Below are 23,935 nucleotides of genomic sequence, written 5' to 3'. Positions count from 1 at the left end.
TGGCCTTCACAGATTGATTGAATTCTTATTTATCTGAGATAGAAGCAACCCCTGGTAATTCCTTACCTTCGAGGTATTCTAAGGATGCGCCCCCACCAGTTGAGATGTGAGTGAACTTGTCAGCATAGCCTAATTGAGCTGCAGCAGCTGCAGAGTCCCCACCACCGATAATAGTGGTTGCCCCTTCAAGGTGCGCAATTGCTTCGCAGACCCCAATGGTTCCGCCAGCAAAGTTAGAGAACTCGAAGACACCCATTGGCCCGTTCCATACAACGGTCTTAGCATCTTGTAAGTAGTCAGAGAAGAGTTTAACAGTCGCTGGACCGATGTCTAAACCTTCTTGATCTGCTGGAATAGCATCTGAAGGCACCACTGTAATTGGTGCATCATTGCTAAATTCTGGCGCCACCTTGTTGTCAATTGGCAATACTAATTTGTCGCCAGCCTTGGCCATGATTTCTTTAGCTAATTCTACGCGATCAGCTTCTAAGAGCGAAAGCCCTACTTCGTAGCCTTTTGCTTTGAAGAAGGTGTAAGCCATCCCACCACCGATTAAGACTTTGTCAGCCTTATCGAGGAGGTTTTCAATAACCCCAATCTTATCGGAGACCTTAGCCCCACCTAAGATAGCAACGAATGGGCGTTTTGGATTGTCAACTGCACCACCAATGAACTTGATTTCCTTGTCCATCAAGAAACCAGCGGCAGTTTCCAAGTGGCTTGCCACCCCAACGTTAGATGCGTGGGAACGGTGAGCTGTCCCGAAAGCATCGTTGACAAAGAGGTCACCCAAGCTTGCCCAGTATTTACCCAATTCAGGGTCATTTTTAGATTCTTTTTTACCATCGATGTCTTCAAAACGAGTGTTTTCGAATACTAAGACATCGCCTTCAGCTAAACCATCGATAGCTGCTTCTAAAGCTGCCCCGCGAGTTTCTGGCACGAAAGTTACTTCCTTACCTAATAATTCACCTAAACGTTTTGCAACTGGAGCTAAAGACTTAGAAGCTTTGTCTTCTTCAGTTTTAACTTTACCTAAGTGAGAGAAGAGGATGAGTTTTGCTTTGTTATCGATTAAGTATTGGATAGTTGGCAAAGCTTGAACGATTCGGTTGTCGTCAGTGATGACGCCGTCTTTCATTGGAACGTTGAAGTCCACCCGAACTAATACCTTTTTACCTGCTACATCTAAATCTGTTACGATTTTTTTTGCCATATAAAAACCTCCTTGGGCATGCGATTTGGTGCTGTTATCAATTGACAGCTGTGACTCTTCCTGGCGATGGGTCAACCTGCTGATGCAACTGACCTCAACACCAAAGCGGTGATAATAAACAAAAGGCGAGGAAGCTTGTCACTTCCCCGCCTAGAGTGTCATGCGACTAAGCTCGACATTCGTATATGAAACTTATGATTATAAGCTTGCGAAGTAAGCTAAGGTACGAATTAATTGAGCAGTGTATGACATTTCGTTGTCATACCAAGATACAGTCTTAACTAATTGTTTGTCGCCTACAGTCATTACTTTGGTTTGAGTTGCGTCAAATAATGAACCGTAAGTGATCCCTACGATGTCAGAAGATACGAGTGGATCTTCAGTGTAACCGTAAGATTCGTTAGCTGCTGCTTTCATTGCTGCGTTAACTTCTTCAGCAGTTACAGGTTTTTCTAAAACAGTTACTAATTCAGTTAAAGAACCAGTTGGTACAGGAACGCGTTGTGCAGCCCCGTCTAATTTACCGTTCAATTCTGGGATTACTAAGCCGATAGCTTTAGCAGCACCAGTTGTGTTAGGTACGATGTTTGCAGCTGCTGCGCGAGCACGACGCAAGTCACCTTTAGGGTGTGGAGCGTCCAAAGTGTTTTGGTCACCAGTGTAAGCGTGGATAGTAGTCATTAAACCTTCTACAACGCCGAAGTTGTCTTGTAAAGCTTTAGCCATTGGAGCCAAGCAGTTAGTAGTACATGAAGCACCAGAGATTACTGTTTCATCCCCAGTTAAGATGTTGTGGTTTACGTTGTAAACAACTGTTGGTACGTCGTTACCACCAGGAGCTGAGATAACTACACGTTTAGCACCAGCTTTTAAGTGTAATTCAGCTTTTTCTTTTGAAGTGAAGAAACCAGTACATTCAAGCACGATATCTACACCTAATTCACCCCAAGGTAATTCTTCAGGATTACGGTTAGCTAAAACTTTAACTTCTTTACCGTTCACACGGAAAGCGCCGTCTAATACTTCAACTTCACCGTTGAAACGACCTTGAGTTGAGTCATATTTTAATAAGTGTGCTAATTGTTTAGCATCAGTTAAGTCGTTGATTGCGACAACTTCCAAACCTTCTACTTCTTGGATACGACGGAATGCTAAACGACCGATACGTCCAAAACCGTTAATACCTACTTTTACTGTCATATTTGACTTCCTCCTTAAGGAAAAATTTATTTTAACGGGGTATTAGCCCCACTTAAAACCATGTTTGCGATTCCTTCATCACAGATTAGAACCCCATGATGTTGGATAAGTTTGTAGTAAGCCTCTACAGCGCGGGCCTTGCTAGCGCCGCCTACTACGGTAATCAAGAGAGGCACCTCACGCAAAGACTGGAATTGAATTCCAAATCTCGGTAAACGTAAGACCTCCTGGCCGCTTTGATTGAAAAATACCCCGAAGGCTTCTCCAACCGCATCTTGGTCCTTCAATAATCGCTTCTGATCCGCCGTTAAATCATGTCGTTCCGCCATCACATTGGCATTGCCGACCGATAACAAGAGCACATTGGCTGTCTTACTTAATTCAACAGCATGACGTATAGAAGGATTGTTGAGTAGTACTTGCGAAACTTGCTCCCCGATATTCTCAGGGATAAAGAGTGGCACAAACTGACCATCCGTCTGTTTAGCCATCAAGCCCCCAATATTGTTAGCTTGAATATCATAAGAACCCCCAACCCCGCCACGAGCAGGTACAAAGACTAGGTCTCTACCTTCTCCCAATCGAGGTGTGAATTCTTGGGCTACTTGAGCCAGGGTAGTGCCCCCGGTCATGGCTAGCACTTGACGTCCTGATTCTAGGTTCAAGGCCAGAAACTCTGCTACCTTGCGTCCTAACCGGCTTCCAACCTTAGGATCGACATCGGCATCACCTTTGACAATCCAGACTTCTTGCAGCCCTAGCTTCTCCTTGACTCCTTGGGCCAACTCGAAGAACTCGTGGTGATCATCTAAGGCCTGCTCCATGGCTTCTAAAACATCTAAGCCAATGGGCGTTAACCGAATCCCCGACTGCTTGACATCAACCAAGCCCTGAGATCGCAAGCTATCCATTAAGGTCCGCAAGCTACGCTCTGATAGGGCCACTTCCTCTGCTAGGGTCTTACGACCAATCCGCTCAGGATGTTGGGCCAAGGTCTTCATTATGCGCAATCGCTGTACTAATTCTTGGCCGACTTGCGGGACGACTTTCTCAATCAAAGAAAACATATCTCGCATCATCTGCCTCCTTTGGTCAAAGATTGACCATGCAAAGCTTCTCAGACTCCTGTCTTAAGAAGAATTGCTCCTTCTCTAACCTCTTTAATGATACCATTCTTATTCCTATAATGCAAATCTTAAACCGCATACATTTATATTTCTCATGTAATTTTCATCTTATTCCAAATGGTCGAAAAACGGCCAACTGATAGGAAGTGCTTTCATGAAAATAACGCTGCCATCGCCTTTTGTGTCCTATAACAGGCTAGGGATGGCAAGCTAACGACCTACTCTCTCATACTATGCCCCAGATCTTACCCTATCTTTCCTGTCGGCAACATTTTTTTGATTCTTATCTTGGAGTAGACAAAAAGGACAGGCCTGGGCCTGTCCTTTTTAATATAAATTAACGGATTACCTGATTACGGGCAAAAGGATCCGTGCTAATGCCTTGTTCTAAGACCAAACGGGCATATTCTTTGGCGCCCCAGAGCGAATGATCCTTGTAGTTCCCACATTCCTTAGCGGTGGCTGCCGGAATATCAGTAAAACCTTGAACCTTCTTCAAAACATTGGCTAGCGCTTGGGCCACTTCTGCTGGCGTGTGCTCATTCCAAATCACCATGTAATAGCCAGTCCGGCAGCCCATTGGCGAGATATCTACGACCCCATCCAACTCATCGCGTAAGTTAATGGCCAAATAGTGCTCTAGGGTATGAAGCGCTCCTGTAGGGATTGCATCTTGGTTAGGTTGCAAGAAACGCATGTCATATTTTTGCAAGAGGGCTCCAGATTCGTGGCGCTCCGTGCCAGCTAGGCGGACATAAGGCGCCTTAACGGCATTATGATCTAGGGTAAAACTTTCTACTTGTGCCATAGTATTCCTTCTTTCTATCTTTCTTCAGCCAGAAATCCGTTTGTCAGTCCCTTTTTTAGGGAGCGAGGAAATTTTTCTTCCTATAAAGTACGGGTCATTGCTAGTTACTATTATAGGTATTTTGCGCCTTAACTTCAACCCGTCTGCTTGAGGATTTCTTGATAGGCAAATTGGGGGAATTATGCTAGAATAATAGGGTTGTGAAATCAAGAAAGGAACTTTAAATAATGTCTCAACCCCGCCCACTCACTCTCCAAGAAAAAATCTATTACCTATCTATCTCAATCTTGCTCAACACCTTTGGCAATGCTCTGACCATTTCCATGAATATGGGCTCTTCCATGTGGACCGCTGCTTCAGTCAATATTTCTAACTATTTTCCTATTCAACTGGGTACCGTCTTGCTCTGCAATGCCTTGTTAGGAATTATCTTGAATATTGTCATCGATAAGAAAATAGATATTCCTCTAATTATAGGAAATTTTGTCTTCATCTTCCCTTTTAGTGTCTTGGTCCAATTTTTTGTGCAAGGTATGGGCTGGCTGGGCTTGCCTGGGCTGCCGGTTTGGTTACGCCTAGTCTTGAATGTGGCCGGCATTTTCTTGATTGCTATTGCCATTTCCATCTATCAACGGGTCAATTGGATTATTCATCCTTTAGATGAATTGACTAACACCATCCGCTTCAAGTTCTGCAATGGCAACCCGGTACATGCGCAACTCCTAACCTTTTGCATCCCAATTGCTATGCTGATTATTATGTTTGCCCTCTCCGGCCATCTCTATGCCGTTAATCTAGGCACCATCGCCGCCCTGCTCTGCCAAGGCGCTTGGATTGGTTGGGCCGACAAACGCGTCTTCGCTAGCCTACCTCATTATTTTAGAGATTAAAATGTCAAAAGCCATCCTTACGTGGGATGGCTTTTTTATCTGATATAACGGAGACGGTGGGATTCGAACCCACGTGCCGGTTGCCCGACAAAATGATTTCGAGTCATTCCCGTTACGGCCTCTTCGGTACGTCTCCGGAACAAGCCTATTATAGCACCGGAATTCTCAGTCTGCAAGGCTTGACAAAGGACCCTTTTATCCCTATGCTTAGGAGGTTAGAACCCTAATCTAGAAGAAGGAGGTTTAGGCAAGGAGGGCGCTGACACCAACTAACACCAGAGTAAGAAAAGAAGCGTTAAGTGATAGCGAGATGGAATGTTGCTCCTATACGAAAAAATGCTGGACATTTTGCGGTTTCTTTTCTGCATTCGCTGCATTTAATTGGTTCTGTCAGTTAAATGAAGCAACTCGCTAAATTAAGGAGATGCTATTAAAATGGAAAATCAAGTATACCGCCGTAAAGGCGCCGTCACCACCCTACAGTTAACTACCCTGGCCATCTTGTTGGCTATTCGCTTCGCCTTGGATTACCTACCAGAAGTCAATTTAGGCGTTACCAAAATGGGTTTTGGCTTTGTGGGGGCTGCCTTGACTGGCGCAATTGCCGGCCCAATCCCTGCCATGATCCTTGGCGCTGCCCACGATATTCTCAAATTCGCCTTGGGTGGTGCTAAAGGTGTCTACTTCCCCGGTTACACCCTAACTGCCATTGTCGGCGGGTTGATTTATGGGCTTGGCCTTCACCGCCAAACTAAGACCCCTCTTCGAATCTTCCTGACCGTCTTGGCTGTCACCCTCATCTGTAACTTGGGACTTAATACCCTCTGGACCATGATGGTTCAGAAAAAAGCTATCATGGCTATCTTGCCAGTACGTTTCTACAAAAATATGGCTTCCCTAGTGGTCAATTCAGTCGTCCTCTATTACCTCTTCAATAACGAGCCAGTCAAACGACTGATTGAACAGATTCAATTTCCTAGCCTTTTGCGCAAGCAATAAAACTAGCCAAGACAGTCCATCTGTCTTGGCTTTTTCCCTTTCTAAGTGTATAATCAATTCCAAAGAAAGGAGGCTTGCCCATGAAAGCCATTGGAACCCAAACTCTCATCACAGAAGACCTTATTTTACGACGATTTGAACTATCAGATGCGCCTGCTATGTTCAGCAATTGGGCGGGCCACCCCGACAATGTCACCTACCTGACCTGGCCAGCTCACGCTGACTTAAGCGTCACTCAAGCCACCATGGCGCGCTGGGTAGCGGCCTATCAAGACGGCGACAGCTTTAAATGGGCCATCACCCTCAAATCCCAACCCGATCAAGTCATTGGCGATATTAGTGGCGTCGGCTATGAGCCTGCCACCAATTCCATAACCATTGGCTATGTCCTAGGACGAGATTACTGGGGCAAAGGCTACATGACCCAGGCCCTCATTGCGGTCAGTCGTTTCTTCTTGCAAGAAGCAGATCTCAATCGACTTATTGCCACCCACGACACTGCCAACCCGGGTTCTGGACGCGTCATGCAAAAGGCTGGCTTCCACTTCGAAGGCATCCTACGCCAAGCCGGACATAACAACCAGGGCATTGTGGACTCCGCCCACTATAGCCTGCTCAAAACTGATTTATAGGCAGACAAAATTCCCATTATATCATATATGATATAATGGGAATTTTTCTTGTCCCCTCAATCCCACAAACTAGCCAAGACAGCACCTCTGTCTTGGCTTTTTTCTTTCTTGGGCGTATAATCAAGGTCAAAGAAAGGAGGCTTGCTCATGAAAGCCATTGGAACCCAAACTCTCATCACAGAAGACCTTATTTTACGACGATTTGAACTATCAGATGCGCCTGCCATGTTCAACAACTGGGCAGGCCGTCCCGACAATGTCACCTACCTGATCTGGCCGGCTCATGCCGACTTAGACGTCACTCAAGCCATCCTAGAGCGTTGGGTAGCGGCCTATCAAGACGGCGGTACCTTTATATGGGCTATCACTCTCAAATCCCAGCCTGACCAAGTCATTGGCGATATTAGTGCCCTCGACTATGTGCCTGGCACCAATTCCATGACCATAGGCTATGTACTAGGACGAAATTACTGGGGCAAAGGCTACATGACCCAAGCCCTCATTGCGGTCAGCCGTTTCCTCTTGCAAGAAGCAGATCTCAATCGACTTATTGCCACCCATGACACTGCCAATCCTGGATCTGGTCGCGTCATGCAAAAGGCCGGCTTCCAATTCGAAGGCATCTTACGCCAAGCCATGCATAACAACCAGGGCATTGTGGATTCCGCCCACTATAGCCTGCTCAAATCTGATTTATAGGCAGACAAAAATCCCATTATATCATATATGATATAATGGGATTTTTAATTTACCCCGAGTGCCCATAAAAAAAGAGACTGGCAAGGCCAGTCCCATTTGCTATTAAGCGTTAAGTTTACGTTCTTGTTCAACTGCAGCTTGAGCCAAGATGTTGAGGTAGTTCCAAGGACGGTCAAAGACAGGTTGGAAGAAGAAGTCAACATAAGCCAAGTCTTCAATGGTCATCTTGTTTTGGATAGCCAAGGACAAGGTGTTAGCAGAAGCGGTACAGTCGTATTTAGACATTACTTGCCCACCTACGATACGGTTAGTCCCTACTTCGTAAACTAACTTCATGTAGATTTTCTCGTTTGTTGGCATGAATTCTGGACGGTAGTTGTCCACCACGTATACTGAACGAGTATCTAAACCGAAGTGCTTAGCAGAGCCTTCGTTAACCCCAGTTGAACCGATGTTCCAACCGAAGAGGTGAAGACCTGAAGTTGATTGAGTCCCGCGGTAACGAACTTTGTCGCCTGCGATGTTTTTACCAACCAAAGCACCCATACGCACAGCGTTAGTTGCTAATGGAATGTAAGCATGGCCACCGTTAGGGTTGTAGTTAACCGCACAGGAGTCACCCGCTGCAAAAACATCTGGATGGCTAGTCTTCATGTAGTCGTCAACGATGATAGCACCGTTAGGCATGGTTTCAACTTGGTCTTTAACTAAGTCAGTGTTTGGACGGAAACCTACACAGAGGATTACCATGTCAGCTTCGTATTCGCCACCAGTGGTTACCACTTTCTTCACGACGCCGTTTTCGCCTTTGAAGCCTTGAACCATTTCGTTAAGGCGTACTTCAACGCCACGGTTACGCAAGTCTTCTTCTAAGACATCCGTGAATTCTGGGTCTAAGTATTTGTTCAAGATACGGTCTAAACCATCAAGCAAGGTAACGTCTTTACCTTCTAAGTTGAAGGCTTCAACGAGTTCAATCCCGATGTAGCCCCCACCGATTACTACCACTTTTTGCTTGTCAGTCTTCTTAGCGAAGATTTCTTTAGCTTGGTTGTAGTTCTTGCAGAGTTGAACGTTTTCTAAGTCTAAACCTTCTAATGGTGGGATGATTGGCCAAGAACCAGTCGTTACCACTAACTTGTCAAAAGTTTCATCGAATTCTTCACCAGTTTTGAGGTTCTTAACGCGTAAGGTTTTAGCCTTCAAGTCAGCCTCTAAAACATCGTGTTCCATGTTGACTTTAGCGCCTAAAGAACTTAATTCTTCTGGGCTTGAGTAGAAGAGCCCTTGAGGGTCTTTCACAACCCCACCAACGTATAAGGCAATCCCACATGACAAGAAGGATACGTTATCGTTACGTTCGTAAACAACAACTTCCGCTTCTGGGTGATCATTTAAAATAGTTTTAACAGATGCTGTTCCCGCATGAGTACAGCCAACTACTACTACTTTCATATTTTTTCTTCCTCCTTAAGATATTGCTTAGCAACAGATATATAATACCACATAAACAGCAAAAAAGGTAGCCTTTTAAGCTCTTTAAAGCAAGTTTTTTGAGCGTTTACATCCCTGATTTAACAGGACTCTTATCCACCTTGCTTTCACAAATTTTTTCATTTTGCCCTGTTTACTGGAAAAGGTGTTTTTTTCTGTCTTTTTCCGGTAAAAGATTGAAATTTAAACCAAAATTCTGTATAATATAATAAGATAATTAAATCACAAAAGGAGATGTCAGTTCACATGCGTAAAAAATTATCTATTATTTTCGCAGCTTTGTTCTTGGTCTTTGCTAGCCTCGGTCACACCTTGTCTGTCTTAGCCCAAGAATCTTCCAAGCCCGATACAACTTCAGGAGCGTCCGAGAAAAAATATACGGACCCAGCTGAACTTAAGGAAAGCTACGATGTAGTCGTTGTCGGTTCCGGTGGTGGCGGTTTGGCCGCAGCAATCGCAGCCCATGACGCTGGAGCCAACGTTGTAATTTTCGAAAAAATGCCAATCGTAGGTGGGAACACCAGCAAGTCTTCTGCTGGGATGAACGCCAGCGAAACAAAATTCCAAAAGGAAGCTGGTATTGAAGACTCTAACGACAAGTTCTACGAAGAAACCTTCAAAGGCGGGAAAGAAAAGAACGATCCAGAATTGCTTCGCTTCTTAGTAGACCACTCTGCTAGCGCCATTGATTGGTTAGACTCTATGAACATTAAGTTGGATAACTTGACCACTACCGGTGGGATGAGCGTTAAGCGTACACACCGTCCATCAGATGGTTCTGCAGTTGGTGGCTACTTAGTAGAAGGCCTTTATGCTAACGTCACTGAGCGCAAGATTCCAACCTTCGTTAACTCTGACGTAACTGAAATCACTGAAGAAAACGGCGCAGTTTCTGGTGTCAAAGTAACGGTTGAAGGCCAAGAAAAAACCATCAAATCTAAGGCCGTTGTCTTAGCAACAGGTGGTTTCGGGGCTAACTTAGACATGGTCAGCCAACTTAAGCCAGAACTCAAAGGCTTTGTTACAACTAACCAAGAAGGTTCCCAAGGGGACGGTATCAAGATGGCTGAAAAGCTTGGTGCCCAAACCGTTGATTTGGATCAAATCCAAATCCACCCTTCTGTTGAACAAAAGACTTCTTACTTAATCACTGAAGCCGTTCGTGGTGAAGGTGCTATCTTAATCAACCAAGAAGGTAAACGTTTCTTCAACGAATTAGAAACTCGTGATAAGGTTTCTGCTGCCATTATCGGCCAAGAAGGCAAGTCAGCTTACGTTGTCTTCGACGAAGCCCTTAAGGGGCGCGTTAAAGCTATCAACCAATACGAATCTAAAGGCTTAGTGGTCAAGGGTGACACCATTGAAGACCTAGCTAAAGAAATCGGTGTTGACCCAGCTAACTTAAAAGCTAGCATGGAAACATGGAACAAGGCTGTTGCTGACAAGAAGGACGAAGAATTCGGCCGGACTACCGGGATGGACAACGACTTGTCACAAGCACCATACTATGCAATTAAAATCGCACCAGGGATTCACCACACCATGGGTGGTCTCAAGATTAACACTAAGGCGCAAGTCCTCAACAAGGAAAACCAACCAATCAAAGGTTTGTACGCTTCTGGTGAAGTAACTGGTGGGGTTCACGGTGCTAACCGCATCGGTGGTAACGCCGTTGCCGACATCATTATCTTCGGCCGCCAAGCTGGTGAGCAATCTGCTGCCTTTGTCAAAGAATAAGGCCAGCCTCACACCTCCCTTTTGGGAGGTGTTTTTGTATGCTTAGAAGCTACCAAATTGGCCTGTTTTTTTCGTGGTTTCGGGTCATCTTTTTTCCGCAAGCAAACATTTTTATGATATAATTAGTAAGAATTCGTCAGTACAAATTTTAAGGGGGCCATCATTATCGAAAAGTTACTTTCCAAGACGCACAAGCGTCAACTTCAGTTATTAAATATCCTCCACGCTTCCGATAACGCCCTGCCATTAGACCATCTGGCTGAGACCCTCGACTGTTCTACCCGTATCTTGAAGGAAGACCTCCAGCAAATCGCCAGTAATCTGCCACAGTATGAGATTTCAGTCCAGCCTGATGGCGCTAAAATGGTCAATCGCTTCACAGTCGACATCAACCTAGCCTACCAATTCTACCTGGCTAACTCTGTCCACTTCCAAGTTTTAGAATACCTCTTCTTCCACCCCCAAACTGAAATGGAAGAGGTCCTCGAGCACTTTTTCATGAGTTACCCTACCTTCTACCGTACCATCCGCCGTATTAACCGTTGGTTTAATGGCCTCTATAATATTCAGGTATCTACCAAACCGCTGGCCATCACAGGTAATGAGAATGAGATTCGCTTCTTCTTTGGTCAGTACTTTGCAGAGCGCTATCCATCAACTACTTGGCCTTTTGAAGATATCAAAGAATCACATGTAGATAAATTCGTGGCCACCTTCATCAAGATTCTTAACCGGCCATTAGATTTCTCCCTCTACTATCTAATTAAGCGCGCAACCATTATCAACATCAAGCGTCACCACTTCAAATGGGACCTCCCCCTTCACAAAACTAATCTCTCAAGTCGTTTTGCCCAAGCCTTGGCGCAAAAAGCGGACCAAGAATTCGTTCGATCCTTATCGGACTATGTGGGAGAGCCTTTGGGAGATATCGTGCTGTCTAACCTTCTCTACCCATTCTTGCGTGAAGATTTTTTCTATAATTTTGAAGATATGCTCGTGGCCTCTCGTTTATATGCCACAATCCACACTTCGCTGATTCAGGCCCAACAAATGATTGAGGATATCCGTCAACATTTCGATCTCAAAATTAGCAATCCAGAAGTTCTCACCATCCTCTTCCATAACGCGTCCTCCGTCGAATGTTACGAGGTATTCGCTAAATCACAAATTTTCCGACGCCGCGCTACATGGATGAGTCATCTCTATGATGATTTTCCAGACTTTTACGGTTATATTGAGAAAGCTGTTATTCAATACAGACAAGCAAATAAGCTGCATACAAATCCTGAAATTATCCGATACTTAATCTATACCATCTTCTCAACTTGGTCAGAATTAATCCCTCAGCTTATGACATGTCAGAAGAAGATTAGAGTGGGTATCTTCAGCAGCATTAATTCCTCTCATTCCTTGATGATTCGAGACCTCTTGACTTGTTCTTGTTCCCAGCAACTAGAATTTCATGCACCCCAGGTCCTCTATCAAAATGTCCACGAGATTATACGTACTGAGTATGATGTCATCCTCAGTAATGTGCCTATTCCGCAATTACAATCTAAATTATTTATCAACATTAATGCGATTTCCATTGAGGCCCTAATCGAACGACTGAATAATATTGGCACTGAGCTTGCTCAGTGCCCTCAAGAAAGTTAATAAATAGCCGGAAGACATAAGTCCTCCGGCTATTTTGTTATATAAAAGAAAGCTGGGATAAACCCAGCTTTCTAATTAATCGATTAGTCGATTTCTACACGGTTTTCTTTCAAGTGCCAGATATCGCGGTTGTATTCTGCGATGGTCCGGTCAGATGAGAAGAAGCCTGCCTTAGCAATGTTAATCAAGGCTTTCTTGTTCCATTCAGTACGGTTTTCGTAGTCAGCCAACATTTTTCCCTTAACTTGGATGTATTCTTCCAAGTCAATTAAGGTCATGAACCAGTCTTTGCTGATTAATTCATGATGTAGACGGTTGAGGCGTTCTTCGTTCCCTGCTGCTAACATCTTATCGCTCACGATGAAGTCAACTAATGGGCGAATCGCGTCATGCTCGTAGTAGTCACGCGCTACATAACCTTGAGTTTCGTAGAGCTTGATGATTTCATCACTGTGCTTACCGAAGATGTAGATATTGTCATCACCAACTAATTCGTGGATTTCCACGTTAGCCCCATCTTCAGTCCCTAAGGTCAAGGCCCCGTTCAACATGAACTTCATGTTACCAGTACCACTTGCTTCCTTAGAAGCCAAGGAGATTTGCTCAGAAATGTTACATGCTGGAATCAAGTATTGAGCACGTTCCACGTTATAGTTTTCAATCATTACCAATTGTAAGTGTGGGCTTACTTCTGGATCATTGGCAATTACCTCAGATAAGGTCAAGATTAAGTGAATGACATCTTGCGCGATTGTATAAGCTGGTGCAGCCTTCCCACCGAAGAAAACAGTCAATGGGGTTGCTGGAATGTTGCCGGCTTTAATATCTAAGTACTTGTTAATCACGTAAAGAGCGTTCATTTGTTGACGTTTGTACTCGTGCATACGCTTGATTTGGATGTCAAAAATAGAGTGCTCGTTAATGTCTACGCCTTGCACTTCCTTGAGGTAGTGTTTGAGGTGGAGCTTGTTGTTGAACTTGATAGACTCTAACTTATCTAAGACCGCTTGATCATTGACATAGTTGAGTAAGCCTTCTAATTCAGCAGTGTGGTGCCATTGACGGCCAATCAAGGAGTCAATGTAGTCAGACAATTCCTTGTTAGCGTCCATGATCCAACGACGGAAGGTAATCCCGTTGGTCTTGTTGTTGAATTTCTCTGGGTAGATTTCGTAGAAGGCATGTAATTCTGACTTCTTCAAGATGTCTGTATGCAGAGCTGCAACCCCGTTTACAGAGAAGCCGTAGTGGATTGACAAGTGAGCCATGTGAACACGGTCAAATTGGTCGATGATTTGTACTGCGTCGTTATCTGGGAATTGTGCTTTAATACGAGCATCCAAGTTACGGATAATCGCCATCACGTTAGGAATTACTTCTTCCAAGAAGGATACAGGCCATTTTTCTAAGGCTTCAGCCAAGATTGTGTGGTTAGTGAAGGCAGTCATAGAACGAACGATTTCTACTGCTTCATCGAACTCAATCCCGCGTTCGCCTAAGAGACGAATCATTTCTGGGATAACCAAGGCTGGGTGAGTATCGTTAATTTGGATAACTGCGTAGTCTGCCAAGTCGTGTAAGTTGCTGCCCTTAGCGACTGCTTCTTCCAAGATCAATTGAGCCCCGTTAGATACCATGAAGTATTGTTGGTAAATACGTAATACTTCACCTGCGTGATCAGAGTCATCTGGGTAGAGGAAGAGGGTCAAGTTCTTCTCGATGTCGTGTTTGTCGAAGGAAATACCATCTTCAATAATGTCAGAAGTCACGCTATCTAAGTCGAAGAGACGGAGACGGTTACGCTTAGTTTGTTTGTAACCTAATACGTCGATATCATAAAGGGTAGAATGCAAGGAGAACTTGCGGAAAGGAACAGTATAAGCCTTCTTGCTTTTGATAGTCCAGTCATCGCCAGTCAACCAAGCATCTGGAATAGTCGTTTGTTGGTTGTCTTTGAATACTTGACGGAAGAGCCCGAAGTGGTAGTTCAAACCAACCCCGTCCCCGTTGATCCCTAATTTGGTGATAGAGTCAACGAAGCAGGCAGCCAAACGACCCAAGCCCCCGTTACCTAAGGAAGGTTCATTTTCAGCTTGTTCGATATCCATGATAGATTTGCCGTGAGCTTGTAACTCAGCGTTCACTTCATCGTAGATACCTAAGTTCAAGAGGTTGTTGCTCAAGAGCTTCCCGATTAAGAACTCTGCAGAGAAGTAGTAGAGTTTTTTCTTGTCATCGTGAGTTGGTAATTCGCGAGATTTGTCACGCGTAATATCTAAAAGGGCTTTGTAAAGTTCTGCATCGTTACAAGCATCAATTGATTTATTGAAAAGCTTGTTAGTATAGTTTTCTAAAATAGTCATGTTTAACTCCTTATTTTGATTAGGCCGTAAGCCTCAATGATCTTTCTGATTAACAGGTAGGCAAGCAAGAGGTGTTAGAAGAAATCTCCTAACACCGGCCACATTTATTTACGGGTCTTGCTTGGTATTACTTAGTTGTAGGCTTTTTGGCCTTTTTAACTTCAGTAGTCTTAGTTGACTTAGTCTCTTCCGCTACTTCAGCCTTTTCACTTGCTGCCTTGAAGGCAGGATTCAAACGGCAGTAGGTAGTTGTCAACTCCAATAATTCTTCCGCTAATTGGTCAGTCAGAGCATCTGACTTCATACGCCATTTCCAGTTGTTACCTAAGGTAGATGGCACGTTCATACGCGCTTCGTTACCTAAGTTCAACAAATCTTGCATGGTGTAGATTGCCATCTTGCTGACAGCAGCAGCAATCCCGCGGTTGAGGGCATGAGAAACTGTTTCATCTTCCCCACGTCTCATGTAGGCATTGAAGAATTCACGTGATGCCTCATCAGCTGAGTCTTGGAACCAGCCTAAACCTGTTTCGTTATCGTGGGTTCCCACATAACATACAGAATTATAAACGTAATTGTGAGGTAAATCAACTGAATCCCCTCCGCCAAAACCAAATTGCATAATCTTCATACCTGGGAAGCCGGTTTCATCCCGCATATCAATTACTTCCTGAGTCATGAAGCCTAAATCTTCAGCAATAATCTTCACGTCGCCTAGTTCCTTGCGAATAGCACGGAAGAGGTCGCTACCTGGACCTTTGACCCATTCACCATTGATAGCAGTGGTGTCGCCAAATGGAATTTCCCAGTAGGACTCGAAGCCACGGAAGTGGTCAATCCGAACCACATCGTAGAGCTTGAAGCTTTCCTTAAGGCGAGTAACCCACCAAGCATAACCGTCAGCCTTCATAGCCTCCCAGTTATAGATTGGGTTACCCCAGAGTTGGCCGTCAGCGGTAAAGGCATCTGGTGGGCAACCAGCAACAACGCTTGGTTGGTGATCTTTAGATGTCTTGAAGTAATGTGGGGTCATCCACATTTCAACACTATCCGCTGCAACATAGATTGGCATGTCCCCAATAATCTCAATGTGTTGAGCATTGGCATATTTCTTAAGTGCTTGCCACTGGATGTTGAAGAAGTATTGCACTACCCGGTGGTAGGTCAACACATCCGCTAATTGTTGACGCAAATGAACGATAGTCGCTTCATCGCGCAAGGTAGCTTTTGGATCCCATTGGAACCATGGCTTAAGATCATAGTGCTCCTTGATCGCCATGTATTCACAGTAAGGCTCCAACCATTCATAGTTGTCCGCCAAGAATTGTTGGTAGTCCTTCTTGTCAGCTTTAGCCAAGAAGTTAGCGACTGCCTTCTCCAAGATTGGACGACGTTCTGTATAGACCTTGGCATAGTCCACATATTCTGGATGGTCACCGAAGTCTACCCCAGCATAATCAGCTTCTGTCAGCCAGCCTGCTTCAACTAGGAGATCCAAGTCGATGAAGTGAGTGTTGCCGGCAAAGGCAGAGAATGATTGATAAGGGGAGTCTCCATAAGACGTGGTCCCTAGAGGCAAAATTTGCCAGTATTGTTGGCCTGTTTTTGCCAGGAAATCGACAAAATCATAGGCTGATTGCCCGAAAGACCCAATCCCAAACTTAGATGGGAGAGATGATATATGAAGGAGTACGCCACTCGTACGTTGCATACCCAAACCTCCTTTGCATATTTTCTTTTTTGACAACTCTAATTATACGCAAACGGTATGCAAGTGCAATGCCTTTGCCTGATGTTCTCGGTATCAGAATATCAGTCATTAGAACTGGTTTCAAACCTTACAAGCAAATCCCTTGTTTCCTAGGATTAGAGGGCTTACAATAACCCTAAAGATCATTTATTAGAGGAGGATTAATTTATGAGCCAACCTACCCTATTTTTTAGTGACAAATGCCCCTATACCCAACCTTTTGTAGCTGGACTTGAAGCTCGTGGTATCCGCTATGATGCAGTCAATATTACGAATTCCATGCGGGAACTCAAGGCCTTTCTCCACTTACGTGATAGCCGACCAGAGTTTCAAGCTGTTAAAGATGGCGCAAGAGTGGGTGTCCCTGTCTTGCTTAATCCAGACGGTAGCCTCCATTTTAGCTTGGACAGCCTTTAAGCTGACTTCCTATATAAGAAAGAAACTGGGACCTAAGTCCCAGTTTCTTTTTAGTATTGGCGATAGTAACGGCGGTGTCCGTCAATTTTATCTAAGACAAAGCCTGCTTCCTGGCTTTGGCGAGCTACTTGATAGTCCGCTTCTTGTGGCAAACGCTGAGAAAAAATCCGCTCGTAGTCTTGGACTGCTAAGGCTTGTCGGCGCTCCAGGTGGGCCTTCAAAGCTTCCAGATCCAAGGCCTGTCTAAAGCCTTCTTGTAGCGTCCCAGAGAAGAGTTCGGCGACCGCGCCTGAACCATAGGAGAAGAGTCCCAGACTGTCCCCTGCTACTAAATCCTCTACTTGCGTCAAATAGGACAGGAGGCTGAGATAGAGGGAGCCAGTGTAAATATTACCCACCTGACGCCCCAAGCGGGTTGCTGGTTCATAGGCTGCCTGCCAACGCTCAATTAGATCCGCATCCACGCTTCCTTTTTGCGCTAAGGCATCCAGGGCCTTCTTGCCCATCTTGGTAAATGGCAAGTGGAAGACCACATTGCGCCAGTTTTCAGGTGACAAACCCGCTTGTTGGGCTGACGTCATGACCTGACAGAAGCAATCTTGGTAGAGTTCAGTCGAGAATTTGCCGTCAACTAGCGCCACGTCAGAATAAGATGGGCGCCAGAAATCGAATTGATTATCAGTATAAGAAATAGACTGGCTATCCAAGGCCAAAATCCGCGGATTAGCAGAGATAAGGAGGGCTACTGCTCCAGCTCCTTGCGTAGGCTCACCTGGCGTGCCGAGACCGTAGCGGGCGATGTCGGTTGCCACTACCAGGATCTTACGGTCTGGTCGTAGGCGAACGTAGTCACAGGCCGACTGGAGGCCTGCTGTCGCCCCGTAGCAGGCTTGCTTGATTTCATAGGCCTTACAATAGGGTTGTAAATCCAATAATTCGTGTAAGTAGCTAGCTACTGACTTGGAATAGTCAAAAGCCGATTCAGTCCCGACAATAACTTGGTCAATAGCTAAACGGTCATGCTCATCTAAGATGCTAGCTGCCGCATTGGCCGCCATCGCGACCACATCTTGGTCTAGGGGTGGCACGGCCATCTTGTCTTGGCCAATACCAATCGTGTATTTACTTGGCTCAACGCCGCGGGCTTGAGCTAATTCAGTCATTTCAATATAGTATTGGGGCACATAGAGCCCGATTTTGTCTATACCGACAGTTACGGTCATCTTTTATCACCTATATTCCTAATTTGTCACGCTTATTGTACCACGAAAAAGGCGCCTTTAACTTAAAGGCGCGCTAACTTAATAAATTTTTTAACTTCCCTCTTGGCTGCGTAACTGGGCCAAGACTTGCTCAGCTAAAGTACGGTTCATGGCAGGGGCCTGACGCAAGGCCTTAACTAGGGCAGGCACTTCCTCTAGGCTGGCACCGACTTGAAGGGCCAAGGACCGGGCTTGTAAGGCCATATGGCCCTTTTGAATGCCGTCCGTCACTAGGGCTCTCAAGGCAGCAAAGTTCTGGGCTAGGCCGACTGCCGCAATGATTTGAGCTAGCTCACGAGCATTGGGCTTACCTAAGATAGCTAGGGCCAATTGGGCAGTTGGATGGACAGCTAGAGTCCCGCCAACGGTCGCAAGGGACAAGGGCAGGGTTAATTCCCCTTCTAGTCTGGCTTGGTCAGCGGAAAGGGACCATTGACTGAGACCCCGATATTGACCATCCCGAGCCGCATGGGCGTGGACACCAGCTTCCACCGCTCGCCAGTCATTACCTGTGGCAAGCAAGACCGCGTCTACCCCATTCATAATGCCCTTATTATGGGTCACCGCCCGACGTGGATCCAACTGGGCCACACGACTGGCCTGACTCAAGCGTTTTGCCAGATTCAAGGCTTGCGTTGGATTGGCGTGAAGCTGGGAAACAGGCAGGCTAACCTGGGCTTTGACTAGGAGCTTATCACCATGATTAGAAAGAATTCGCAGGAGGGCTTGACCACCCAGGCTGGCTTCCACTTCAGGCGCGAGGGCCTCTAGGACCGTATTCATGACATTGGCGCCCATGGCGTCACAGGGATCCAGGCTCAAATAGACACAGAGAAAATCGCCCTGGTCATCCCCGTAGCTATCGGCCCATAAATCACAAGGACCGCCACCACGGGCTACCATGCTAGGACAGGCTGCCCGAGCTAGATCCAGCCAGTGGTCTTTTTGCTCCGAAACTTGCTCAAGCCCGCTAGCCAGGTCTTCAATATCGGTTAGCACAACCTGGCCGATTAGTTGGCGACTCAAAACCTGAGACTGGATATTCCCTAGTCGTTTGCCTCCGTTGCTAGCGGCAGCCACCACACTAGGCTCTTCAATAGCCATGGGCACCACATAGTCTCGACCATTAATTTTGAAGGTCGGAGCCAGGCCAAAAGGCAGACTATAATTGCCCACATAGTTCTCAATCAACTGGTTAGCCACTGACTCTGGCAAGGCCAGGGCTGTTTCTAGGGCTTGGGCTTGCCCTTCCTCTTCCAAATAAGTCGCCAAAATGGCTCGGCGCTGGCTGATTTCTTTCTGATAGAAGCCCCCAAAATCTGCTGGCATCTTAGATCCTCCTCAAGACGTATTCTACCTCCTTAGTATAGCATGTCCCGCGCCACTTGGGAACGCGGGACTTTTGCAAAAAGTTAGCTAGCGTGCTATACTACAGCCATTAAGTAGGAGGAATATTCCATGACTCAGAAGTTGATCCAGGATCGCTATCAGGCGGTCTTAGACCGTATCCAAAAACATAGCCCAGAAGGCAAGCAGCCACAGTTAGTTGCCGTCAGCAAAACCGTGGGCGCCGACCAAATTCAAGCCCTCTATGATTTAGGCCAAAGGCATTTTGGCGAGAATCGCTATCCTGCCCTCTTAGAAAAGCAGGCCGCCCTAGCCCAAACTGCTCCAGACATTGTCTGGCACTTCATCGGCCGGGTCCAAACCCGCCAGGTCAAGGAGTTTATCAATCAAATTGACTATCTCCATGCCCTAGACCGCTTTGACTTAGCCAAGGAAATTCAAAAGCGGGCCGACCACCCCATCAAGTGTTTCCTCCAGGTCAATGTATCGGGTGAAGAGAGCAAGACAGGCTATGAGCCCGAGCAGGTCTTTGCGGCCATCGAGCAACTTGCCCCTTACGACAAGATTGAAATCGTGGGTCTCATGACCATGGCGCCAGCCGATGCCCTAGAAGGCGAGCTCCACTTCTTCTTCAAGACGCTCAAGCATCTCCAACTCCTAGTCCAAGAAGCTGGCTATCCTCACGCTCCTTGTACAGAGCTCAGCATGGGCATGAGCCAAGACTATACCATCGCCACCGAGGAAGGGGCTAGCTTCCTGCGTGTGGGCAGTGCCCTCTTTGCGCCTGAAGGCTATTAAGTTATGCTATCAAGAAAAGACCCCTGAAGCCAAGATTCTAAATGGCTTCAGGGGCTTATTTTATTGGTTTTTAACGTTGCCGGGCTGCCTTAAGGTCAGACAGTTTCACCACTAGGCGGCCATCTTGGGTATAGCAGAAGTTGCGTACCTTGCTAGCATCAGCCATCACTTCAATGAGACGGTCGCGGTAAGGCTCAGCCAACTCGTCGAAGAGGAACTCGTCATCGGACAGTTGCAGTTGTTGACGTTGGGCATCAATTTGTCCTTGGGTCCAGAGTTGATAGCTACGACTTGGCAAATTGCCTTGGAGTTTGCGTTTTTCAATCCGGTAGACATAACGGTCATCATCATAGGTGATTTCCAAGGCCCCGGTATTAGTCCGCGTCTCCTTGACGTCCCGATGGTGTTCCTTGTGGATGCGCCACCAGGTGTAAATAGCATTGAGGGCTTCTTCCTCTGTCGGGTAGGAACCATGCTCCTTGCGGGCATCTGTATAGCGGTCTACCCAATAGTTCGTGTACACAACTTTTTCCATATGAGAACCTCCTTGTTAAGCGTTTCCATAATCTTATTATAGCATAGCCTTATGAAATAGCAATGAAAAAGCCGACTACTTTGGCAAGTGATTGCTAGTAGTCGGCTATGGTCTTATGGCTTGACTTCTTGAATAGAAAATTGGTTACCCTGTAAATCCAGGGCCTTGCCGGTCAGAATTTGAGCCACTAAACGAGTGACCGTGGTCTTACCATATAGGACCTTAATAGAAGATGGCTCTTCTACTATTTCCACATTCTTAAACTCAAAGTAACGCGGTGTGATGTCTTGGTCATGGTCACTATGCTCGACATAGTCCAGCCTTTCCTGGCTGGCCTCCTGCTTCTTACTTGGATCAGCCAAGGAAACCCTTTGGGGGTTCTGGGTCAGCTGGTAAAAATCATCTAGCACTTGGTCGGTCTGACTGTCGCGGTTAAAGCGATAGGTCTCTGGCAGATAGAGTCGTACCGTCGTGTCCTTGATTTCAATGGCTACTAGACTGCTGTCGGACCTATCATTGCGGAAGACCACTTGGCGCGGACTGGCTGCCACCGAGGTCCAAGTGACCAAACTAAGTAAAATAGCTAGAAAAGGAATGAGAAATTGTTTGAGAGCTTTCATCTCGGACACCTCCACATTCTGTGTATCAGTCTCTCCTTAAGATTGACTGACATTGGCTAAAAGGACGATTAGGCACCAACATAGAGTCTTTAACAGGCAAGGTCTCCTACTAGACGAGTCATATCAAGTTCTATCACTGGCTTACTTTCACGCTCTCTTCTTTCAATTATTCGGCTATTTCTTGGTCTAGGGCTAGGCTACTTATCCCTGCCTTCAACTTCATGTAAGTGCTTGCAGATAGTATACGCCTCCCTACCTTGCCTGTCAATAGGCCACTCATTTTACCTATCATTAGAAAAAGGCTGGGACGACAATCCCAACCTTTTAAGCTTTTAATCTTTTATTCAACTGTCACAGACTTAGCCAAGTTACGTGGTTTGTCCACGTCTAGGCCACGGCCTAGGGCAGTATAGTAAGCAATCAATTGAGTCACGACCACCATCGCCAGTGGGCTCAATAATTTGGTTACATTTGGTACCACGAAGAAGTCGTCTTCTTTGGCTACTTCTTGGCTTGCAATCACAACTGCTTGGGCGCCACGTGCCTTGACTTCTTCCACGTTACCGCGGGTATGAGCGGCTACGCTTGGATCACTGATTAAGGCCAAGACAGGCGTCCCTTCCTCAATCAAGGCAATGGTCCCGTGCTTCAATTCACCGGCTGCAAAGGCTTCGGTCTGTATATAGGTAATTTCCTTGAGCTTGAGGGCAGCTTCCATGGACACATAGTAGTCCAAGAGACGGCCGATATAGAAGGCGTTGCGAGGTTCCATCAAGTTGGCGTTACACCATGCTTCAAGCTGGTCTTTCTCTGCCAAGATAGATTCCATAGCGCTAGCCACTAAGCTCAGCTCATGTGCCATATCGAAGTCTGTTTCCTTACCTAAGTGTCGGGCTAGGCAGTCTGCCAAGATGGCCATAACTGCGATTTGAGCGGTATAAGCCTTGGTAGAGGCTACTGCGATTTCTGGTCCTGCGTGCAGCAAGAGGGTATGGCTTGCTTCACGAGATAAGGTAGAACCCTTAACGTTGGTAATGGTCAAGGATGGGTAACCCAACTCATTGACACGAACCAAGGCCTGACGGCTGTCTGCCGTTTCCCCAGACTGGGTCAAGAAGATAAAGAGCGGTTTGCTGCTAAAGATTGGCAGGTCATAGGCAAATTCGCTGGCCAAGAGGACATCGACTGGTTTGCCAGCCATTTTCTCAATCAAGTTCTTGCCGACCCAACCAGCATGATAGCTAGTCCCGCAGGCTACCACATAGAGGCGGTCCGCTTCTGTTAAGGCAGCCAAAAGGTCTTCAGATACATGGAAGTGGTCCTTGTCGCCTTGGTATTCTTGAATCAGACGACGCATAACGGTTGGTTGCTCGTCGATTTCTTTGATCATGTAGTAAGGGTAAGCGCCCTTCTCTAAATCTGCCGCGTCTAATTCTGCTTTGAAGGCAGCACGCTCTACCACTTGACCTGAGTAGGTTTCGATGGTCACAGCAGATGGGGTCAAGGTTACGAATTCCTTGTCCTTGATTTCTAGGTAGTCAGAAGTTAAATGAATGGTTGCCATGGCATCTGACGCAATCAGGTTGTAGCCTTGGCCTAAGCCCACTAAGAGCGGTGATTTATTCTTAGCTGCATAGAGGGTATCTGGGGTCTCGCTGTCGATTAAACCGAAGGCGTAAGAACCATGAATCAAGCTCAGGGCCTTCTTGAAGGCTTCCTTACCTGACAAGCCATCTTTTAAGGCAAAGTGCTCGATCAATTGAACTACGACTTCTGTGTCAGTATCAGACTTGAAGTCGACGTCTTGCAGATAGTTAGCCTTAAGGTCAGCAAAGTTCTCAATCACACCATTGTGCACTAAGGCAAAACGGCCGCTAGCGGATAAATGTGGGTGAGCATTGTATTGGGTAGCTGGCCCGTGGGTAGCCCAACGGGTGTGCCCAATCCCAACAGTGGCAGGTAAATCGAAATCTACAATTTCCTTGAGTTGAGCAATGCGCCCTACTTCCTTGAAGAAGCCCACGGTCTCATTGTTGCGCACAAAGATACCTGCTGAATCATAACCACGATACTCTAATTTTTCTAGGCCGGTAATCAAGGTTTCTTGAACCTTGCCCGCGCCAATCATTCCTACTACTCCACACATGGGGGTAACAACTCCTTTATTATCATAAATTAAGTTGCTTTTAGGTGCTTAGACAGAGTCTCTGTCCTGGGATTTACATCCCCAGTTTTATGCTCTCTCTTGTGGACTGCACGGCCCCGGGTCATCCGCCGAAAATTCGATAAACCCGCTCCTCGTCCCCTTCTCATGTGAAGGGCTGGCGCTATCCATTAATCTACAACTATCCTCCTTAACTTTGAATTCTCTAAAAGCTCCTTATA

20 protein-coding genes, 1 tRNA gene and 1 riboswitch are annotated in these 23,935 nt (G+C 46.1%); of the genes, 8 read left to right on the top strand and 13 right to left on the bottom strand.

Translation table 11 applies throughout. From position 1 onward, the window contains the following. Window positions 1-25: 25 nt before the first annotated feature. The 4 genes from pgk to HMPREF3093_RS01555 all read right to left on the bottom strand — a co-directional run bounded on the left by pgk (window position 26) and on the right by HMPREF3093_RS01555 (window position 4,351). The gene (gene pgk / locus HMPREF3093_RS01570; protein WP_070755291.1) at window positions 26-1,216 is read right to left on the bottom strand and encodes a phosphoglycerate kinase; all 1,191 of its coding nucleotides are present in this window, start codon (window positions 1,214-1,216) and stop codon (window positions 26-28) included. Between the two features lie 198 nt (window positions 1,217-1,414). Beyond that, window positions 1,415-2,416, bottom strand: coding sequence for a type I glyceraldehyde-3-phosphate dehydrogenase (gap, locus tag HMPREF3093_RS01565; protein ID WP_070755289.1), 1,002 nt, complete (start codon window positions 2,414-2,416; stop codon window positions 1,415-1,417). A gap of 26 nt (window positions 2,417-2,442) precedes the next feature. Next, complete coding sequence (locus tag HMPREF3093_RS01560) at window positions 2,443-3,492, bottom strand: sugar-binding transcriptional regulator (protein ID WP_070755287.1); 1,050 nt, start codon at window positions 3,490-3,492, stop codon at window positions 2,443-2,445. Window positions 3,493-3,880: 388 nt separating this feature from the next. Then, window positions 3,881-4,351, bottom strand: coding sequence for an S-ribosylhomocysteine lyase (locus HMPREF3093_RS01555; protein ID WP_070755285.1), 471 nt, complete (start codon window positions 4,349-4,351; stop codon window positions 3,881-3,883). Window positions 4,352-4,578: 227 nt separating this feature from the next. Here HMPREF3093_RS01555 and HMPREF3093_RS01550 point away from each other — a divergent pair, with 227 nt between their 5' ends. Next, window positions 4,579-5,241 carry a YczE/YyaS/YitT family protein gene (locus HMPREF3093_RS01550; protein ID WP_070755283.1) on the top strand — a complete coding sequence of 221 codons (663 nt, stop codon included), beginning with the start codon at window positions 4,579-4,581 and terminating at the stop codon, window positions 5,239-5,241. Between the two features lie 48 nt (window positions 5,242-5,289). Here HMPREF3093_RS01550 and HMPREF3093_RS01545 read toward each other — a convergent pair. After that, window positions 5,290-5,377: transfer RNA gene (locus tag HMPREF3093_RS01545), tRNA-Ser, on the bottom strand. Between the two features lie 138 nt (window positions 5,378-5,515). Next, window positions 5,516-5,617, top strand: a riboswitch (THF riboswitch). Between the two features lie 59 nt (window positions 5,618-5,676). On the opposite strand from HMPREF3093_RS01545, the gene HMPREF3093_RS01540 reads away from it, so the two are divergent. From HMPREF3093_RS01540 to HMPREF3093_RS01530, 3 genes are all read left to right on the top strand, one after another. Further along, entirely contained in the window at window positions 5,677-6,240 is a 564-nt protein-coding gene (locus tag HMPREF3093_RS01540) for a folate family ECF transporter S component (protein WP_070755282.1), read from the top strand. A gap of 80 nt (window positions 6,241-6,320) precedes the next feature. Then, window positions 6,321-6,872: a GNAT family N-acetyltransferase gene (locus tag HMPREF3093_RS01535; protein WP_070755280.1), complete on the top strand. Its 552-nt coding sequence runs from the start codon at window positions 6,321-6,323 to the stop codon at window positions 6,870-6,872. A 147-nt stretch (window positions 6,873-7,019) separates the two neighbouring features. Next, entirely contained in the window at window positions 7,020-7,571 is a 552-nt protein-coding gene (locus HMPREF3093_RS01530) for a GNAT family N-acetyltransferase (RefSeq protein ID WP_070755279.1), read from the top strand. Between the two features lie 102 nt (window positions 7,572-7,673). Here the strand turns inward: HMPREF3093_RS01530 and HMPREF3093_RS01525 are convergent, their stop codons facing one another. Continuing rightward, window positions 7,674-9,026, bottom strand: coding sequence for an FAD-dependent oxidoreductase (locus HMPREF3093_RS01525; RefSeq protein ID WP_070755277.1), 1,353 nt, complete (start codon window positions 9,024-9,026; stop codon window positions 7,674-7,676). 285 nt (window positions 9,027-9,311) lie between these two features. Here HMPREF3093_RS01525 and HMPREF3093_RS01520 point away from each other — a divergent pair, with 285 nt between their 5' ends. Both HMPREF3093_RS01520 and HMPREF3093_RS01515 read left to right on the top strand, forming a co-directional pair. Then, window positions 9,312-10,802: a flavocytochrome c gene (locus tag HMPREF3093_RS01520; protein WP_070755276.1), complete on the top strand. Its 1,491-nt coding sequence runs from the start codon at window positions 9,312-9,314 to the stop codon at window positions 10,800-10,802. Between the two features lie 159 nt (window positions 10,803-10,961). After that, window positions 10,962-12,458, top strand: a complete 1,497-nt coding sequence (locus HMPREF3093_RS01515; RefSeq protein WP_306806858.1) for an AcpB/EbpR/MafR family transcriptional regulator — start codon at window positions 10,962-10,964, stop codon at window positions 12,456-12,458. 83 nt (window positions 12,459-12,541) lie between these two features. On the opposite strand, the gene HMPREF3093_RS01510 is transcribed toward HMPREF3093_RS01515, so the two are convergent. After that, complete coding sequence (locus HMPREF3093_RS01510) at window positions 12,542-14,821, bottom strand: glycogen/starch/alpha-glucan phosphorylase (protein ID WP_070755273.1); 2,280 nt, start codon at window positions 14,819-14,821, stop codon at window positions 12,542-12,544. Between the two features lie 127 nt (window positions 14,822-14,948). Further along, window positions 14,949-16,532 (bottom strand): 4-alpha-glucanotransferase, encoded by a 1,584-nt coding sequence (gene malQ, locus HMPREF3093_RS01505; RefSeq protein WP_070755271.1) that lies wholly within the window; start codon window positions 16,530-16,532, stop codon window positions 14,949-14,951. A gap of 207 nt (window positions 16,533-16,739) precedes the next feature. On the opposite strand from malQ, the gene HMPREF3093_RS01500 reads away from it, so the two are divergent. Beyond that, window positions 16,740-16,988, top strand: a complete 249-nt coding sequence (locus HMPREF3093_RS01500) for a hypothetical protein (protein WP_070755269.1) — start codon at window positions 16,740-16,742, stop codon at window positions 16,986-16,988. Window positions 16,989-17,038: 50 nt separating this feature from the next. Here HMPREF3093_RS01500 and HMPREF3093_RS01495 read toward each other — a convergent pair whose 3' ends face one another. Beyond that, complete coding sequence (locus HMPREF3093_RS01495; RefSeq protein WP_070755268.1) at window positions 17,039-18,211, bottom strand: hydroxymethylglutaryl-CoA synthase; 1,173 nt, start codon at window positions 18,209-18,211, stop codon at window positions 17,039-17,041. 90 nt (window positions 18,212-18,301) lie between these two features. Further along, on the bottom strand, window positions 18,302-19,579 hold the full coding sequence (locus HMPREF3093_RS01490; RefSeq protein ID WP_070755266.1) for a hydroxymethylglutaryl-CoA reductase, degradative: 1,278 nt from the start codon (window positions 19,577-19,579) through the stop codon (window positions 18,302-18,304). A gap of 141 nt (window positions 19,580-19,720) precedes the next feature. On the opposite strand from HMPREF3093_RS01490, the gene HMPREF3093_RS01485 reads away from it, so the two are divergent. Beyond that, the gene (locus HMPREF3093_RS01485) at window positions 19,721-20,395 is read left to right on the top strand and encodes a YggS family pyridoxal phosphate-dependent enzyme (RefSeq protein ID WP_373880574.1); all 675 of its coding nucleotides are present in this window, start codon (window positions 19,721-19,723) and stop codon (window positions 20,393-20,395) included. Window positions 20,396-20,465: 70 nt separating this feature from the next. Here HMPREF3093_RS01485 and HMPREF3093_RS01480 read toward each other — a convergent pair whose 3' ends face one another. The 3 genes from HMPREF3093_RS01480 to glmS all read right to left on the bottom strand — a co-directional run bounded on the left by HMPREF3093_RS01480 (window position 20,466) and on the right by glmS (window position 23,696). Then, the gene (locus HMPREF3093_RS01480; RefSeq protein ID WP_070755261.1) at window positions 20,466-20,930 is read right to left on the bottom strand and encodes a hypothetical protein; all 465 of its coding nucleotides are present in this window, start codon (window positions 20,928-20,930) and stop codon (window positions 20,466-20,468) included. Window positions 20,931-21,043: 113 nt separating this feature from the next. Further along, window positions 21,044-21,550, bottom strand: coding sequence for a hypothetical protein (locus HMPREF3093_RS01475; RefSeq protein WP_070755260.1), 507 nt, complete (start codon window positions 21,548-21,550; stop codon window positions 21,044-21,046). 340 nt (window positions 21,551-21,890) lie between these two features. Beyond that, complete coding sequence (gene glmS / locus HMPREF3093_RS01470; protein WP_035363909.1) at window positions 21,891-23,696, bottom strand: glutamine--fructose-6-phosphate transaminase (isomerizing); 1,806 nt, start codon at window positions 23,694-23,696, stop codon at window positions 21,891-21,893. Between the last annotated feature and the right edge of the window lie 239 nt (window positions 23,697-23,935).

Origin of the sequence: Abiotrophia sp. HMSC24B09 (assembly GCF_001815865.1) — a bacterium.
Lineage (GTDB): Bacteria > Bacillota > Bacilli > Lactobacillales > Aerococcaceae > Abiotrophia.
This window is presented reverse-complemented; position numbering and strand designations above follow the sequence as displayed.

What these genes read in the sequence shown, in the direction of transcription:
- HMPREF3093_RS01520 (WP_070755276.1), top strand. Translation starts at nt 9,312, where the DNA reads ATGCGTAAAAAATTATCTATTATTTTCGCAGCTTTGTTCTTGGTCTTT.
- HMPREF3093_RS01540 (WP_070755282.1), top strand. Translation starts at nt 5,677, where the DNA reads ATGGAAAATCAAGTATACCGCCGTAAAGGCGCCGTCACCACCCTACAG.
- HMPREF3093_RS01490 (WP_070755266.1), bottom strand. Translation starts at nt 19,579, where the DNA reads ATGCCAGCAGATTTTGGGGGCTTCTATCAGAAAGAAATCAGCCAGCGC.
- HMPREF3093_RS01555 (WP_070755285.1), bottom strand. Translation starts at nt 4,351, where the DNA reads ATGGCACAAGTAGAAAGTTTTACCCTAGATCATAATGCCGTTAAGGCG.
- HMPREF3093_RS01550 (WP_070755283.1), top strand. Translation starts at nt 4,579, where the DNA reads ATGTCTCAACCCCGCCCACTCACTCTCCAAGAAAAAATCTATTACCTA.
- HMPREF3093_RS01535 (WP_070755280.1), top strand. Translation starts at nt 6,321, where the DNA reads ATGAAAGCCATTGGAACCCAAACTCTCATCACAGAAGACCTTATTTTA.
- HMPREF3093_RS01475 (WP_070755260.1), bottom strand. Translation starts at nt 21,550, where the DNA reads ATGAAAGCTCTCAAACAATTTCTCATTCCTTTTCTAGCTATTTTACTT.
- HMPREF3093_RS01525 (WP_070755277.1), bottom strand. Translation starts at nt 9,026, where the DNA reads ATGAAAGTAGTAGTAGTTGGCTGTACTCATGCGGGAACAGCATCTGTT.
- HMPREF3093_RS01560 (WP_070755287.1), bottom strand. Translation starts at nt 3,492, where the DNA reads ATGCGAGATATGTTTTCTTTGATTGAGAAAGTCGTCCCGCAAGTCGGC.
- malQ (WP_070755271.1), bottom strand. Translation starts at nt 16,532, where the DNA reads ATGCAACGTACGAGTGGCGTACTCCTTCATATATCATCTCTCCCATCT.
- pgk (WP_070755291.1), bottom strand. Translation starts at nt 1,216, where the DNA reads ATGGCAAAAAAAATCGTAACAGATTTAGATGTAGCAGGTAAAAAGGTA.
- HMPREF3093_RS01510 (WP_070755273.1), bottom strand. Translation starts at nt 14,821, where the DNA reads ATGACTATTTTAGAAAACTATACTAACAAGCTTTTCAATAAATCAATT.
- glmS (WP_035363909.1), bottom strand. Translation starts at nt 23,696, where the DNA reads ATGTGTGGAGTAGTAGGAATGATTGGCGCGGGCAAGGTTCAAGAAACC.
- HMPREF3093_RS01480 (WP_070755261.1), bottom strand. Translation starts at nt 20,930, where the DNA reads ATGGAAAAAGTTGTGTACACGAACTATTGGGTAGACCGCTATACAGAT.
- gap (WP_070755289.1), bottom strand. Translation starts at nt 2,416, where the DNA reads ATGACAGTAAAAGTAGGTATTAACGGTTTTGGACGTATCGGTCGTTTA.
- HMPREF3093_RS01530 (WP_070755279.1), top strand. Translation starts at nt 7,020, where the DNA reads ATGAAAGCCATTGGAACCCAAACTCTCATCACAGAAGACCTTATTTTA.
- HMPREF3093_RS01495 (WP_070755268.1), bottom strand. Translation starts at nt 18,211, where the DNA reads ATGACCGTAACTGTCGGTATAGACAAAATCGGGCTCTATGTGCCCCAA.
- HMPREF3093_RS01500 (WP_070755269.1), top strand. Translation starts at nt 16,740, where the DNA reads ATGAGCCAACCTACCCTATTTTTTAGTGACAAATGCCCCTATACCCAA.